At 63.4% G+C, this 14,864-nt stretch carries 16 protein-coding genes; 3 read left to right on the top strand and 13 right to left on the bottom strand.

Features of this window, described 5'->3' with window-relative positions:
- Positions 1-22 precede the first annotated feature (22 nt).
- The 7 genes from KF708C_RS34475 to KF708C_RS10040 all read right to left on the bottom strand — a co-directional run bounded on the left by KF708C_RS34475 (position 23) and on the right by KF708C_RS10040 (position 5,313).
- The gene (locus KF708C_RS34475) at positions 23-151 is read right to left on the bottom strand and encodes a DUF1484 family protein (RefSeq protein ID WP_082079496.1); all 129 of its coding nucleotides are present in this window, start codon (positions 149-151) and stop codon (positions 23-25) included.
- A 92-nt stretch (positions 152-243) separates the two neighbouring features.
- On the bottom strand, positions 244-1,440 hold the full coding sequence (locus tag KF708C_RS10055) for an MFS transporter (protein WP_059411662.1): 1,197 nt from the start codon (positions 1,438-1,440) through the stop codon (positions 244-246).
- Between the two features lie 177 nt (positions 1,441-1,617).
- Positions 1,618-2,013, bottom strand: coding sequence for a PaaI family thioesterase (locus tag KF708C_RS34155; protein WP_269432148.1), 396 nt, complete (start codon positions 2,011-2,013; stop codon positions 1,618-1,620).
- A 37-nt stretch (positions 2,014-2,050) separates the two neighbouring features.
- On the bottom strand, positions 2,051-3,115 hold the full coding sequence (locus tag KF708C_RS34470) for an alkane 1-monooxygenase (protein WP_197090334.1): 1,065 nt from the start codon (positions 3,113-3,115) through the stop codon (positions 2,051-2,053).
- 23 nt (positions 3,116-3,138) lie between these two features.
- Positions 3,139-3,888, bottom strand: a complete 750-nt coding sequence (locus KF708C_RS34465) for a methyltransferase domain-containing protein (RefSeq protein WP_156173775.1) — start codon at positions 3,886-3,888, stop codon at positions 3,139-3,141.
- 14 nt (positions 3,889-3,902) lie between these two features.
- Positions 3,903-4,583, bottom strand: a complete 681-nt coding sequence (locus KF708C_RS35570) for a hypothetical protein (RefSeq protein ID WP_156173774.1) — start codon at positions 4,581-4,583, stop codon at positions 3,903-3,905.
- A gap of 28 nt (positions 4,584-4,611) precedes the next feature.
- The gene (locus KF708C_RS10040; RefSeq protein ID WP_059411659.1) at positions 4,612-5,313 is read right to left on the bottom strand and encodes an iron-containing redox enzyme family protein; all 702 of its coding nucleotides are present in this window, start codon (positions 5,311-5,313) and stop codon (positions 4,612-4,614) included.
- A gap of 145 nt (positions 5,314-5,458) precedes the next feature.
- On the opposite strand from KF708C_RS10040, the gene KF708C_RS34460 reads away from it, so the two are divergent.
- Entirely contained in the window at positions 5,459-6,301 is an 843-nt protein-coding gene (locus KF708C_RS34460) for a helix-turn-helix transcriptional regulator (protein ID WP_231586449.1), read from the top strand.
- Between the two features lie 118 nt (positions 6,302-6,419).
- On the opposite strand, the gene KF708C_RS10035 is transcribed toward KF708C_RS34460, so the two are convergent.
- The 4 genes from KF708C_RS10035 to KF708C_RS10020 all read right to left on the bottom strand — a co-directional run bounded on the left by KF708C_RS10035 (position 6,420) and on the right by KF708C_RS10020 (position 10,812).
- On the bottom strand, positions 6,420-7,760 hold the full coding sequence (locus KF708C_RS10035) for an epoxide hydrolase family protein (RefSeq protein ID WP_059411658.1): 1,341 nt from the start codon (positions 7,758-7,760) through the stop codon (positions 6,420-6,422).
- Between the two features lie 108 nt (positions 7,761-7,868).
- Positions 7,869-8,960 carry a mechanosensitive ion channel family protein gene (locus tag KF708C_RS10030; protein WP_059411657.1) on the bottom strand — a complete coding sequence of 364 codons (1,092 nt, stop codon included), beginning with the start codon at positions 8,958-8,960 and terminating at the stop codon, positions 7,869-7,871.
- Positions 8,961-9,116: 156 nt separating this feature from the next.
- A complete protein-coding gene (locus KF708C_RS10025; RefSeq protein ID WP_059411656.1) occupies positions 9,117-9,758 on the bottom strand; it encodes a DsbA family oxidoreductase in 642 nt (213 codons plus the stop codon).
- Positions 9,759-9,879: 121 nt separating this feature from the next.
- On the bottom strand, positions 9,880-10,812 hold the full coding sequence (locus tag KF708C_RS10020) for a dihydrodipicolinate synthase family protein (RefSeq protein WP_020205478.1): 933 nt from the start codon (positions 10,810-10,812) through the stop codon (positions 9,880-9,882).
- Positions 10,813-10,975: 163 nt separating this feature from the next.
- On the opposite strand from KF708C_RS10020, the gene KF708C_RS10015 reads away from it, so the two are divergent.
- Positions 10,976-11,908: a LysR family transcriptional regulator gene (locus tag KF708C_RS10015; RefSeq protein WP_059411655.1), complete on the top strand. Its 933-nt coding sequence runs from the start codon at positions 10,976-10,978 to the stop codon at positions 11,906-11,908.
- 24 nt (positions 11,909-11,932) lie between these two features.
- Here KF708C_RS10015 and panE read toward each other — a convergent pair whose 3' ends face one another.
- A complete protein-coding gene (gene panE, locus KF708C_RS10010) occupies positions 11,933-12,856 on the bottom strand; it encodes a 2-dehydropantoate 2-reductase (protein ID WP_059411654.1) in 924 nt (307 codons plus the stop codon).
- A gap of 207 nt (positions 12,857-13,063) precedes the next feature.
- On the opposite strand from panE, the gene KF708C_RS10005 reads away from it, so the two are divergent.
- Entirely contained in the window at positions 13,064-13,879 is an 816-nt protein-coding gene (locus KF708C_RS10005; RefSeq protein WP_197090333.1) for a class II aldolase/adducin family protein, read from the top strand.
- 13 nt (positions 13,880-13,892) lie between these two features.
- Here the strand turns inward: KF708C_RS10005 and KF708C_RS10000 are convergent, their stop codons facing one another.
- A complete protein-coding gene (locus KF708C_RS10000) occupies positions 13,893-14,810 on the bottom strand; it encodes a LysR substrate-binding domain-containing protein (protein ID WP_059411653.1) in 918 nt (305 codons plus the stop codon).
- Positions 14,811-14,864: the final 54 nt, after the last annotated feature.

Raw genomic sequence — 14,864 nt, 5'->3', positions numbered from 1 at the left:
AGGATGCTCTTTTGCGCGGGCCTCAATACAGGGCTTGAACACGGTCCACCGCCTGATCCAGTTGCTGTTTCAGCGGAGTCAGCAAGGCGTGCAGGCCATTGTTGGCCGCCTGCTCTTCGGCCTGGAGTTCCAGCAAGTTCAGGAAAGACATATGATGATTAAATTATTTCCACAATGCCGCCACACCATATCTAGGCAGAATTTAAAATAGAGTAATCCAAGCTTCATTAGAGAGTCGAATTGCTATATGCGATCCGCCTCTGGCCATCCCGCGACAAGTAACAACAGCAAGCTGGCGAAAATGTATGGAATCGCCGGACCGGCTTCATATAGCAGCGTCCCAACAAGCGGCCCCACGACGACGCCTAGTCCTTGCGCGGCATTAACGGAGCCGGCTGCTGCGCCCTGCTTCTGCGAGGGAACTGCCACCGAAGCCATAGCTGAAACCGAAGGAAACACCCAGCCCATTCCTAACGCGGCGATAAAAAAAGACGCCTCCAGCGCCACGGCGCTGTTGGCGAAGGGAACACAGGAAAAACCCGCGGCGCTGACGAAGGCACCAATCCGCGACAGCCGCCTCGGCGGACAGGGAATGCGCCGTACGCAAACCTGAGCGGCAATCAGCGCGACACCTACTATCATCAAGGCGACACCCGCGACACGAGAGGCCGTGTCGGGGGCAAGGTGCAATCGGTCCAGGGCATAGAAGCCGACGGTCACCTGCGCAATATAGACGCACAGCATGGCTACGAACGCGATCAGCATGGGGCGGCGCAGTCGAGGATCTGTCAGTGCCAGACGCGGAACTGGTCCATACGTGGACGGCTTGCGCTTGGGTAGGCTACGCCATAGCACGAGCAACGCAAGAAAAGGCACGACCGCGATCACCACTATTGGCAATATCACGTTAACTTGCGTGAGCGCTGCCGCGAGCGCGGGGCCGATGACAAGGCCGCACCCATTGGCGGCGCCGACCAGCGCGAGCACTCTTGCCCGCTCCCCCGATACAAAATGGTCGGCAACCAGTGCGTGGCTCACCGACGGGATTGCGGCATAGAAGATGCCCACTGTGCCTCTTGCAAGCGCCAGGCATGCGAACAGCAGGTAACCGGAAATCCCGATGCTCAGTGAGTAGGCTAGCACCATACACAGGGCGGCGTAGCCGATCGAAAATCCGCCGACCCCGAGGAGCAGAATCCTGCGACGTCCCGCGCGGTCGCTCGCATCCCCCCATGGTCTCGCGGAAAGCGTCCAAGAGACGCCTCCGATCGTCAAGATCACACCCGTTTGCCAACCCGGCATGCCGAGAATGCGGCTGACCGGGCCAATGACCACGACAAAGGCCATGAGCGCTGCAGTGCAAGCCACATAGGAAAACATTAGGGGTTGGAGGGACAAGCGGGTGGTGCTGTGCGGGTACTCAGTGCCCGTCTCGGTCATGGCAATAGGCTTAGTGGAGTTCGACACAAAGATCCTCCAAGCACACTGCAGCAGAGACGCCTGCGTGCAGGTGGCCGGGCATCAATCCAACAGGCAACATGGCACGCCCACGATAGTGGCGCAGCGTGGCGTACGGCGGTATGACAGGGCAAGGCGCCTGCCTCGGCGCAATGCTTCCTACTTATCCGAAGATCGGACCAATAGCGTGGCTGTGCTCCGTGCAATCAGTTTGCCTTCTTGAGTAAGATCCGCCTCAACGAATCCAACGCGCCCACCTTGTGAGATCAGGCGGCCCTGGGCCCGAAGCTGCCCGTCTCTCGCAGCAGCGATGAACTGAACCTTCATTTCCAGCGTAAGAACATGCTCTCCCTGATCAAGCGCAGTGAGCGCGGCGATGCTCAGCGCCTCATCCAGCATCGCCGATAGCATGCCGCCCTGGACAGCCCCAGCGGGATTCAGAAATGACCGATCCGCAAAAAAGGTGAGCTCTACCGTTCCACGAGTCGCGCTCACGACTTCCAAGCCTAGCAGCCTAGCAGCAGGCGGCGGCGGAATCTTCCCACTAACTATCATTGAAAAGAGACTACTCTCTGAGATTGATTCATGCATATCACATCCTTTCCGAGATAAAGCGGGTAGAGGTGAGAGGTCGTTGGCGTGCCGTGTCCGAACGGTGTCGTGCGAGATGGGGATGCATAACACGCCTCCATGCAGGCGGAATCGTTGCGAGAACGATCATGACGAAATAGCCATATGGCAGTTCGGGAGGTTGGCCTGCATCGGTCAGCTCCCAGTAACGATCAGAAGGATGCACGTGATGATGCGAATGCAGCCCGAGATTGAACAGCGCGGCATTCGTAGCCAGACGGCTAGAGTTCCACGAATGCTCTACCGTCACACGCTCGGTCCGACCGTCTGGCCTGATCCGCCGAACCAGACCATAGTGCTCGATATAGTTGACCGTCTCCAGCAACAGCACCGCGATGCAGGCTTGGACGATGAATAGCAGAGCGGCTACCCCGCCCAGTAGAAGCCAGAGACCTGTCACGAGACAAAGCTGGACGCAAAGATAGACCACTGTGCGGCTGAAGGCGAAATGCCCAGCTCCGTGCTGTTTCCGCACGCGCTCGCGCTCATACGCCCATGCACTAACAAACTGGCCAGTGACACTCCTGAGCAAGAACGTTCCCAGAGACTCGCCAAACCGCGCCGTTGCCGGATCTCGATGCGTGCCCACATTCCGATGGTGACCGTGTACATGCTCGATGCGGAAGTGCATATACATCGATGAGCAAAGCAGTACAAGCCCGATGCTCCGTTCGATGCGCGCTCTGCTGTGTATAAGTTCATGTGCCACCGGAAACCCGAGTGCTCCGGCCATGATGCCGAATGAGAGGGTCAGACCAAACAGTTCCAGCAATCCCAGTCCGCCGGATGCAGTCAAGTACAGCAATGTCAGCAGAAGAACAAAATGACTGAGGACGTAGCCCCAGACCAGTAGGACCCATCTATGTTTCCCGAGCCTTCCGTGAGCATAGTTGCCTTTGGGCAGTAGCTCATCCAGAATCGGAAAGAGAACTCCACCAAGGACTGGTGTCATCCAGACAAAGGGCCCACGATACGCTAGCGCAAGACAGATCATGCACGGATAGGCGAAAGCCAGCGCGTGGGCCATTGCGGAATCACGAATGCCCCGCCTCATGCTTGCTTCCCCCCGATGACGATCTCTAGTCCTATCGGCGTCAACTTTGCTATGTCCGCATTTACCAGAGCCTCCTGAGCAATGAACTGGAGTTCTTCCACGCGATAGGCTCGGCGATGAGATAGTGCGGCATCGTGAATGAACGCCCAGGAAGTAAGCGGGCGCAGCAGATGTACGATTAAGAACCCATGTGTCGTTCTTCGCAGATCAAAAAAATAGCTTCGCTTTGCGACGCGGCTAGATTCGCGCATGATCCGAACGAGTTCATCGGGTCGAAAATGATGCAGACTCTGCACGTTGACCAGCACGTCAACGGACTGGTCAGCCATTGGCAACGCCAGCGCATTTTCCCGTCGCCACCGGATGGCGCGTCCGCGGGATAGACCTTCAGCCGTTCGCAGGGAGTCAGGATTCATGTCGAGGCCTGTCAATTCGACATCAATCCCGCGTCGCGCCAAGTAACCATCGAGTGCGCGTAGAACCCACCCATTGCCACAACAGATCTCCGCGATACGCGTAACTTCTCCCGGGGGTGCTAAAACCGCTTCTACCTGCTTTGCAATCCGCTGCACGAGTAATCGCCGTAATCCGATGTATTGGCTCACTCGTTCAATGTCGTTAACGATCCGATCCGTGACCGCCCTCTCCGGACAGGTGTCGAGCAACTCAAGCCGGTCGCTCCGGACAATCTTATCCAATGGGCACAGCCCCTCCCGGAAAGTGGCAATACGCTGTTCTAGCGACATGTACACCTCCACGGTTATGCGGCTCGCACGTGCTGCCTATGCTTCAGAAAATCAGTCTTAATCTTCGCATAGATGGCACACGCATCGATGGTTCTCGGGATGTGGCGAAGCAGATAGTCGACCGATTCACCATCAGTGGCATCGTAATAGATAATGAAATCACTCACATCATCGCGCCCCAACAGGTGCAGCGGCGGGTGATAGACAGGCGTTGCCCCGGAATCGATGAAGTACTTCAGTGTCTGGAAACGCGTAATACCGACGACCAAATCGAAGCCGAGCCGGATGGCCTCGCACACACTTCGATAGAGCATGACGTTCAGCCAGGGACCCGCATTGCGATTTCGGGTAAGGATGACGTTATTGACCTCAATCATGCGACGTCCGTTCCTAACCGACAGTGGTAGATAGCGGTGAAACGGAGTGTCGTCCAATGTGACGGGGTTAAGCGCGCAAATGCCCCACATAACACCATCCACGTAGAGTCCGTATCGGGTGGTAGCTGACGTGGGCAGGAACTGCGCCTTGGCCTGCCCTTCTAGAAATTGAAGCGGCCGGTAGGTTTCCTCAACCAGTTCGTCAAAGGCGGTGAACTCCGCGTGGCTCGACAGCAGCCGAAACTCATGTACAGGTATTTCACGGTTCGCAAGTCTGACGGCATTCGACAACGTGTTGTGCCGAGGGGACGCATCCATGTCTCGCTCCTTATCCTATGCTGGTGGGCTACACGCCAACTGCGTCGGTCGCGCTCTCGTGGACGGCAGGATGATGCAGTGCATCGTCAAACATCTGCGCATACGTCTGAATTGTCATCCGGCGAGCGTGAATGATGTAGGGCACCTCCTCCGCAGCAGCAATTTCGTTGATTGCTGATTTGACTTCCTCCACGTGCTTCACATCGAAGCCTCCGTGACTGCGTAGGAAGGTTGTCGCACTCGGCGGAAGGCCATATTGCTGGTTCAGGCAATCGGCAAGCTCAGTCGCCATCGTAGCGCCAAGTCCCTCGGTCAGCGAGGCGACCCCCAGAATCCCGACCGGATTTCCGTAGGTCGTCATAAAGTAGTTCTGGGTGACCAGGCCCCAGGCCCCGCGGCCAGGCGTAGAGGCGGCTACTTTGTCCGTGTCCACATCAAGCGTGCGCAAGTCCTTAAGCAGAAGCAAGTCGTGTCCGCGCTCTTCTTCCAACTGTTCCAGAAACCAGTCCCGCAGTGCGGGCCGATCGACGCCGCAGCGGGCCGCGCCAAGTGCAAGCATCTGTGCTGTGTGCCTTACCATGTGGTAGGTCTCCGTCAGGTACTGCATGTAGACCCTGATCGAGAGCTGCCCGCAAAGAGTGTTTTCAATGAGTGGATGCGCCGAGTAAGTTCGGGCGAACTCGTCCTGCGTGGCCTCGATAACACGGTCCCAGTGCGAAGTCTGATTCACGGTGGTCTCCTTCGAAGAGCGATACGCCAAATACTATCCACACGGGCTGCAATATCCAATATGGCCTGTTGTACTATTACTCCGAGTACTAGGCTTTACAGTGCGCCTCAAGGAACATTGATGATCAGAGGACAACGTGGAGAAGATGGACGAGAAAAGAGCTGTGAAACCGAGAACAGAATTAAGCGAATTCCTAAAGACGAAGCGCGCGGAACTGAATCGAGACGACTTTGGGATTGGCCACACCGGGAGGATGCGTTCGAAGGGGCTGCGTCGGGAAGACATCGCGCACTTAGCTCATGTGAGTTTGACGTGGTACACGTGGCTTGAGCAGGGGCGAGACATCAACGTCTCTCCCGGGCTGCTATCAAGGCTCGCGAATACATTGCGACTGAATGAGGCCGAACGTCGTTACTTGTTCCGACTCTGCGGTCTACAGCTCAACTCCGGTCGTAAACTACTGACAAGCAGCGATGTGAGTCAGGGACTCGCACGCTTGTTGTCGGCGGTGCGCGGCGTCGCCTTTGTGATAAACATGCGATGGGACATTCTTGCTGCAAACCGCTATGCAAAAGCGCTGTTCGACATTGATCTTCCGTCGATCGGATATCGGCAGAATGTGCTTGAACTGATCTTCCTCGATGAACGACACAAAGCCTTGATGCCACATTGGGAGCACGATGCCAGAAAAGCTGTCGCCAAATTCCGGCTTGACCTCACCGAGGCGGGCATACCAGAAATGGTGGACCTTGTAGCGGCGCTCAGGGAGCAGAGTACCCTCTTTGACCTGTTCTGGCGCGAAGCCGAGGTAGCATCACGCTCGGAGGAGGTTCGGGTGTTCACACATCCTCGAGTTGGAGAGTTGCGGCTTGAGTACACCCTATTTGATGTAGGGGACCAGCAGGATCTTCGTCTGAATGTATATGTTCCTGCCGACCCACTCAGTGAGCAGAAGCTTGATCAGTTGCTACAACAACCAGCCTCTTGACGCCCAAATTGCGGGGTCAGCATTTGGCCCGTCTGGACTGGCCACCTTGTAGCCAACAAGCTGAGAACTTCCACCAAGCCGCGACACAGAATCTCCCCGGAAGAATCCCACCACCCCATCAACGTAACGACCTGAACCCAGCCCTCAAATCCCTAGTCAGCACCTCCGGCTGCTCCCAAGCCGCAAAGTGCCCACCCTTCTCCGCCCGGCTGTAGTACAGCAGATTCGGGAACGCTTTCTCCACCCAACTCCTCGGCGCCTGATAAAGCTTGTCCGGGAACGCGCTGACCGCGACCGGGATCTTTATGCCCTTCGGGGCGAAGAACGCAAACTTGTTCTCCCAGTAAAGGCGTGCCGACGACACCGCGGTGTTGGTGAGCCAGTAGAGCGTGATGTTGTCCAGCACGTCGTCCCGCGTGAGGCCTTCGGGCTTGCCGTCGAAGACGCGCGCGATGAGCGCGTAGCTGCGCGCGTCATGATCGAGCATCCAGGAGGCGAGGCCGATGGGCGAGTCTTCGATACCGTACAGCGTCTGCGGCCGGTTGGTCATCTCCTGGGCGTAGGAGAGTCCATGCTTGTAGAAGAAATCGAGCTGGCCGTAGGCATATTGCTCGTCCGCCGACAAACCGGACGGCGCCGGGCCGCCGGACTGGAGCGCTTTCTCGATCTCGGCGGGGACCGCACCGGGCATGTTGGTGTGGATGCCGATGAGCTCCGGCGGCGCCTGTACCGCCATCTGCTCGGTCACGGCATCGCCCCAGTCGCCGCCTTGCGCGACGAAGCGCGTGTAACCGAGCCGCTTCATCAGCACGGTCCATGCGCGTGCGATGCGGGCGGGGTCCCAGCCGGTCTCGGTGGACGTGCCGGAGAAGCCGTAGCCGGGCAGCGAGGGAATGACCACGTCGAAGGCGTCCGAGGCCGCGCCTCCGTGCGCGGTCGGGTTGGTCAGGGGGGCAATGATTTTGAGCTGCTCGACGACGGAGCCCGGCCATCCGTGCGTGACGATGAGCGGCATCGCGTTCGTGTTCTTCGAGCGGACGTGGATGAAATGGATGTCCACGCCATCGATCCGGGTCACGAACTGGGGCAAGGCGTTGAGCTTCGCCTCGGCTTTGCGCCAGTCGTAGTCGGTCGACCAGTATTGCGCGAGCTTGCGCATCGTCTCCAGTTGCACGCCTTGTTTCGCGTCGTTGACCAGTTCGCGGCTTGGCCATTTGGTCGCGGCGATCCGGCGGCGCAGGTCGGCGAGCTCCTTGTCGGAGGCGTGGAACCGGAACGGACGGATGGCGGTGTCGCTGGCATGCTGCGCGTCCGAGGATGCTTTTGCCGCGCCTGCCGGGGCTGCCGTCGGCGTTGCGGTTGCGGCGTGGGACGCCACGGGAAAAAGAAGCGCCATCGCGCCAGCCAGCGCTGAAGTGACGAGCAGGCGCCTGTAAGCGGGAGTCTTTACGTAGGTCATCGTGATCCACCTTATGCTGTCGCTGTGCAGGTGGACGGAATACTAGATGGCGTATGTATCCCCGGTGTGTGGCTTTGTATCTCTGTGTAGCCCCCCCGGGGCGCGGATCTATTGTTCTGCGGGTGACTCTTGCGGTGGCGTGTTTCGCGGCGGTACGCTTTCATCACCTTCGACCCGCAGCCTCGGCAAAAACTGCGGATACTCCCGCTGCATGAAATCAATCAGCCCTTCCCGCACCACGCAGCGCAAATCCCACGCCAGCCCCGAAGAAGCCGCGGTGCACAGCACCCGCAGCTGCATCGTCCGCTCCGTGGCATCGGCCACCACGAGGTTGAAAAAGCGCTGGTCCCACTGCGGCGCCGCGCGCACGATGCGCTCCAGTTCCGTGCGCAGCGGCGCCAGCGGCATGCCGTAGTCGACATAGAAGAACACGGACCCCATGATCTGGGCGTTGTTGCGGGTCCAGTTCTGGAACGGCTTTTCGATGAAGTACTGCAGCGGGATGATGAGGCGGCGCTCGTCCCAGATGCGCAGCACGACATAGGTGCCGGTGATTTCTTCCACGCGGCCCCACTCGCCTTCGATGATGAGCACGTCGTCGAGCCGGATCGGCTGGGTCAGCGCGAGTTGCAGGCCGGCGATGAGGTTGCTGAACACGGGCTTGGCGGCGAAGCCGGCGATCAGGCCGAGCACGCCGGCGGAGGCCAGCAGGCTGGCGCCGACCTGGCGGGCGCCGGGGAAGGTCATGAGCAGCATGGCGGCGCCCATGACCACCACCAGCGTCATGGCGGTGCGCGCGAGCACGCGGGCCTGCGTGTGGATGCGGCGCGCGTTCATGTTGTCGGCCACGTCCACGGGGTGGCGGTCCATGATGCCTTGCGCGCAGCCGGCGATGATGCGCGCCACCAGCCAGGTGGTGGCGGCGATCATCAGCAGGCCGTTGAGATGGCGCACGCTGTCGATCCAGCGCAGTTCGTCCGGCGCGGCCTGCCAGACCGTTTGCAGCGCCAGCAGGGGCAGGACCACCGTCGACGGCGCGCGCGCTTTCCTGACGACGGCATGCAGCAGCGGCGCGTGGCGGGTGATGCGCAACAGCAGCAGGCCGCCGAGGCGGTGCGCCAGCAGCGCAACGGCCACGGCGACCACGGCCGCGGTCCATGTGCCGAACCAGGGATGGGCGAGGAGGATTGCCATGTTCATCGGTCGGTCGTCCTGTGTCGTCGCGACTGCGGCGATTATGCAGGGAAGGACACGGGGATGGCACGGAAGTTTCGCCCGCCCCCTCGGGGCGGGCCGCCGCAGTCACGTGGGTCCGTGCGCGCGGCAATACCGGGGCAGCCGCGCGCCGCGCCGCGTTCAGCCTTCGGCCAGGATCTGGCGGATGGCCTGCTCGAAGGCTTCCGCCGGCTGCGCGCCGGTCAGCAGATAGCGCTTGTTGAAGATGATCGACGGCACGGACTGGATGCCCATGCCCTGGTATTCCTGCTCTTCGGCGCGCACTTCGTCGGCGTAGTCGCCGTGTTGCAGCACCTGGCGCGCCTGCGCGGGGTCGAGCCCCGCCGCTTGCGCGGCTTCGACCAGCACGTCGTGGTTGCTGGGGTCCTTGCCGTCGCTATGGTAGGCGCGCAGCAGCGCGAGCTTGAGCGGCAGTTGCTTGCCGTGCAGGCCGGCCCAGTGCAGCAGGCGGTGCGCGTCGAAGGTGTTGTAGACCTGTTCGCGCGGGCCGAAGGCAAAGCCGACGGCGGCGCCGCGCTCGCGGATCATGGCCTGGGTCTCGGCGATCTGCGCGGGCGTGCGCCCGTATTTCTTGCCGAGATAGTCGACGATGGCTTCGCCGTCCGGTCCCATCTGCGGGTTCAGCTCGAACGGATGGAGCACGATCTCGGCGTCCACGGCGTCGCCAAGCCGCGACAGCGCAAGCTGGAGCGAGGACAGGCCGACGGCGCACCACGGGCAGGCGATGTCGGAGACAAAATCGATTCTGAGCGGCTGTGTCATGGCGGATCTGGTGGCGCGGCCTGCGGTGCGGCCGGCCCGATAGAAGGTCAGGATGGCCCGACAGGGTAGCCCGAATCGCCGATCCTTGCAGGATGGCGTTTCGGGCATGTCCGCCGCCCGCTCAACGCCCCCAGCGCAGCACCAGCGGGTCCAGCCGGCGCGCGATCTGGAGCAGCCCCGCGCGCGTGGCCGGGTGCATCGGCTGGAGCGGATGGCGCACCGCGTCGGAGGCGATCACGCCGCCCTCCTTCATCAGCACCTTGCTGGTGGCCAGCCAGCCTTGGCGGTTCTCGTAGTTGATGAGCGGCAGCCATTGCTGGTAGTGGTCGGCGGCGCCCTCGGCGTCGCCGGCCTGGTAGGCATCGACGATGCGGCGGATGCCGTCCGGGAAGCCCGCGCCGGTCATGGCGCCGGTGGCGCCGGCGTCGAGGTCGGCCATCAGCGTGATGGCTTCCTCGCCGTCCCACGGGCCGACGATGGCGTCGCCGCCGAGCGCGATCAGCTCGCGCAGCTTGGCCGCCGATTGCGGCACCTCGATCTTGAAATACGACACGTTGGCGATTTCCTTCGCCATGCGCGCGAGGAACGGCGCGGACAGCGTGGTGCCGCTGACCGGCGCGTCCTGGATCATGATGGGGATGTCGATGGCGTCGGACACCGTGGCGTAGAACGCATGGATGGCGTGCTCGGGCACGCGGATGGTGGCGCCGTGGTACGGCGGCATCACCATCACCATCGCGGCGCCGGCGTCCTGCGCGGCGCGGCTGCGCTCGGCGCAGATGCGCGAGCTGAAGTGCGTGGTGGTGACGATCACCGGCACGCGCCCCGCCACGTGGTCGAGCACCGTGGCCATCAGCGTGCTGCGCTCGGCGTCGGTCAGCACGAACTGCTCCGAGAAGTTGGCCAGGATGCAGATGCCGTTGGAGCCGGCGTCGATCATGAAGTCGATGCAGCGGCGCTGGCCGTCGAGGTCGAGGCCGCCCTGCTCGTCGAAGATGGTCGGCGCGACCGGGAATACGCCCCGGTAGGCGGTTTGGCGGGCGGGCTGGGTCATGTCTGTCTCCTTGTCGTGCGCGGGGGCCGTGTTCTTGTCTCGGGTGCTTGCGCAATATAAGAGCGTCCGGCGTCCGATGTATATTGAAACCTTTCCATCTGGTGATCGCTTTTGCGACTCACCGGCCTGCCGGACAAGACCTGACCAGGAACGCCGCACGCCCATGAGAGCCACCCTCGACGTACTGATGTCGCGCCTGCGCATGAAGCAACTGCAGTTGCTGATCGCGCTGGACGACCACAAATCGCTGCACCAGGCGGCATCCGTCATGGCCATGACGCAATCGGCCGCCAGCAAGGCCCTGCAGGAACTGGAGAGCATGCTGGACGCGCCGCTGTTCGAGCGGACCCGGACCGGCATGCGGCCCAACCCGTTCGGCCATTGCGTGATCCGCTATGCGCGGCTGCTGGCCACGGACCTTACCGCGCTGTGCCAGGACATGGCCGAAATCCGCTCGGGCACGGCCGGGCGGCTTGCCGTGGGGGTCATCATGGGCGCCGTCACCGGCGTGCTGGCGCCCGCGCTGGCCAGCCTCCAGGCGGAGCAGCCCAACCTGTCGATCGAGATCGTGGAAGACACCAGCCTGCGCATGCTGGGCCTGCTCGACGACGGCCGGCTGGACCTCGTCATCGGCCGCGCGCTGGTGAGCGATCAGCCCGCCCGCTACCGCTACGAGGCGCTGGGCAACGAGCCGATCTCGGTGGTGGTCGGCCACGCCCACGCGGCGCCGCGCGCGCGCGAACTCGCCTTTGCCGACCTGGCGAGATACCGCTGGGTCATCTATCCCGCCCAGATGCCGATGCACGCGCTGCTGCTGCGCGAACTGGACCTGGCCGGCATGAGCATGCCGGCCAACGCCATCACCACGGCCTCCACGCTGGTCACGGTGGCCTTGCTGCAAGGCAGTGCCAACCTCGTGTCGCTGCTGCCGACCAGCGTGGCCGAGCCCTACGCGCGCCAGAAGATGCTGCGCATCCTGCCGGTGAAGATGCAGTCGCGCAACGACACCTTCGGCATCGTCACGCGGCGCGGCGGCACGCTCTCGGCGGCGGCCCGGCGGCTGATCGCGGCGCTGCGGGCCGGCAAGCCGGATTGAGGTGCCGCCCGGCGGGATGGCCGGTCAGCCGCCGCGCGCGCGGCGCGCCTCGTAGGCCTTCAGGCTGGCCAGCGCCATCCGCAGCGTCGGCGCCGGCACCGGGCCGCGGCGCGCCAGCAGGTCGCCCACGATCTGGTCGGATTCGATGGCGCCGCCGCGCTCGAGGTCGCGCAGCATCGACGCCGTCATCGGCGAGCCTTCCTTGAACAGCGAGGCCGCCGCCTGTTCCAGCGCCGGCGCGCGCGCGGGATAGCCGTTGGCCGCGGCGATGGCGGTGCACTCGTCGAGCAGGGCCGCGATCACGTCGCGCCCGTGCGGGGCGGCCAGGATGTCGCCCACGGCTGCCCGCATCAGGCAGGTGGAGGATGCCAGCGTGGCCAGGAACAGCCATTTCTCCCACATGTCCTGCAGCATGGCCTCGCTGCCCTGCACGTCGAAGCCGGCGTCCCCGAACACGGCGGCCAGGGCCTGCGCGCGGTCGCTGCTGCCGGACGGACGCTCGCCGAAGGACAGCACGTGGAAGGCCGAGAGATGGAGGATGGTGCCCTGCTCGTCCAGCGTGCTGGAAATCAGGCAGCGGCCGCCCATGACCCGTTCGGCGCCGAAGCGGGCATCGAGCTTGTCGAGATGCTGCATGCCGTTGAGCAGCGGGATGATGACCGTGCCCGGGCCCACGGCGGGCGCGAAACCGTCCATCGCGCTGTCGAGGTCGTAGGCCTTGCAACTGAGCAGCACCACGTCATACGGTTGCGCGATCTGCCCGACCTGCACCAGCGGCGGGTTGGGGAAATGCAGGTCGCCGTGCTGGCTCTTGACCTTCAGGCCGTGCTCGGCCAGTTGGGCGGCGCGCCGCGGGCGCACCAGGAACGTCACGTCGCGCCCGGCCTGCAACAGCCGCGCGCCGAAATAGCCGCCAGTGGCGCCCGCTCCGACAACCAGAATACGCATCTTCGACTCCAGAATCCGGCCCGGCGGGAGGCCGGGCGATGCGCCATTGTAGTGGCTGGCGGGCGAGGCTGCCGGCACGCCAGCGGCCACCCGGCGGGGCCCGCGGCGCGCTGCTGCCAATCCATCAACAGCCTGTGAGTATTCATCGATAGCGGCGCCTGCCGGCCTCGCCCAGAATGGGATCTGCTCAAGCCATCTGGAACCTTTGTGAACGACATCGCGAATAGCGCCCTGCAGATCCCGACGCCCATCGGCGGCGCCCTGCCCGCACCGAAGGCATTCGATTCCCTCGACGCCACGCGCCGGGACCGCAAGCTGCGGCTGGCCGCCGCGTTCCGCATCTTCGCCCGCTTCGGGCTGGCCGAAGGCATCGCCGGCCACATCACGGTGCGCGACCCGGAGCATGCGGACCGCTTCTGGGTCAATGCCTATGCGCAGCATTTCTCCGCCATCCACCCCGACGACCTGATCTGCATCGACGAGCACGGCAAGGTCCACGCGGGCACCGGCCCGGTGAACGCGGCGGCGGCGGCGATCCATTGCGGAATTCACGGCAGCAATCCCGACGTGGTTGCCGCCGCGCACACGCATTCCGTCTATGGCCGCGCGTTCTCGGCGCGGCGCCGGACGCTGCTGCCGATCAACCAGGAGGCCTGCCTGTTCTTCGAGGACCAGGTGGCGTTTCAGGGCGACGTGCTGGTGCTGGCGGCGGACGAAGGGCGGCGCATCGCGCAGTCGATGGGCGACCGGCGGGCGGCGGTGCTGGTCAATCACGGCCTGCTGACGGTCGGCACCTCGGTCGACGCGGCGGCCTTCCGCTTCGTGGCGATGGAACGCTGCTGCCAGATCCAGCTGCTGGCCGAGGCGGCCGGCGAGTTCAGCGTGCTGTCCGATGAGGAAGCGCGCTCCGTGCGCCGCCAGATCGGCTCCGACTATGTGGCGTGGCTGGGTTTCCAGGGCCTGTTCGAACAGTTGCTGCGCGAGAGCCCGGACCTGCGCGCCTACCAGGCGGCCATCCGGTAGCCGCGCGCCCGCTTCAACCGGCGCCCTGCACGCGCCGGACGTAGCTGGCCGCCGCGTCGATCAGCCATGCCTCGAACCGGCGCACGGGCTCCCAGTGGCGCCGCTGCTCGGGAAACGCGAAATAGATGTTGCTCGGGCTCGGCACGAAGTGCGGGTGCGCGATGACCAGTTGCCCGCTGGCCAGCTCGCGGTCGACCAGGCTGCGCGGCAGCAGCGCCAGGCCCTGCCCCGCCACCGTGGCGTTGATGGACATGACGAACATGTCGTAGTGCGGTGTCGGCGCGTCGTGCTCCAGCGGCCGCCCGACCAGCGATTCGCCCCAGTCGGTCCAGGCCGCCGGGATGTCGCGCGTGTAGATCCACGGCGCCGCGGCAATGCGCTCGAGCGGCAGCTCGCGCTGCCCGTCGCACCAGACCGGCGCGCACACCAGCACCAGGCGGTCGTCGCTGACCAGCGCGGCGCCGGTCATGCCCGCCCACAGATGCTGGCCGAAATAGATGGTCGCGTCGAAATTGGAGTCGTCGAAGAAATTCGGCTGGTCCCGCCCGATGATGTGCAGGCGGATGTCGGGGTTCAGGTCATAGAAACTCTGCAGGCGCGGCACCAGCCACTGCGCGGCGAACGAGACGCCGACCGCCACGTCCAGATGCAGCTCGCTCTCCGAGCGGATCAGCTCGATCGTGTCGCGGCGGATCTGGTCCAGGTGCACGCGGATGCGGCGCGCGTATTCGGCGCCGGCCGGCGTCAGCACGAGGCGCTGGCGCACGCGGTGGAACAGGGCCACGCCCAGGTCTTCTTCCAGCTCGTTGACCTTCTTGCAGACGGCCCCGTGGGTCTGGGCCAGTTCCGCGGCGGCCTTCGAAAAGCTCTCGTGCCTGGCGGACGCCTCGAACGCCTGCAACGATCCCAGGCTTGGTACGCCACGACGCATTGTTTACTCCTTGCCCTGGTTGGCGGCCCTTCGGCTTGTCCGGTACGGGCAGAT

This window comes from Cupriavidus basilensis (assembly GCF_000876015.1).
GTDB classification, from domain to species: domain Bacteria; phylum Pseudomonadota; class Gammaproteobacteria; order Burkholderiales; family Burkholderiaceae; genus Cupriavidus; species Cupriavidus basilensis_B.
This window is presented reverse-complemented; position numbering and strand designations above follow the sequence as displayed.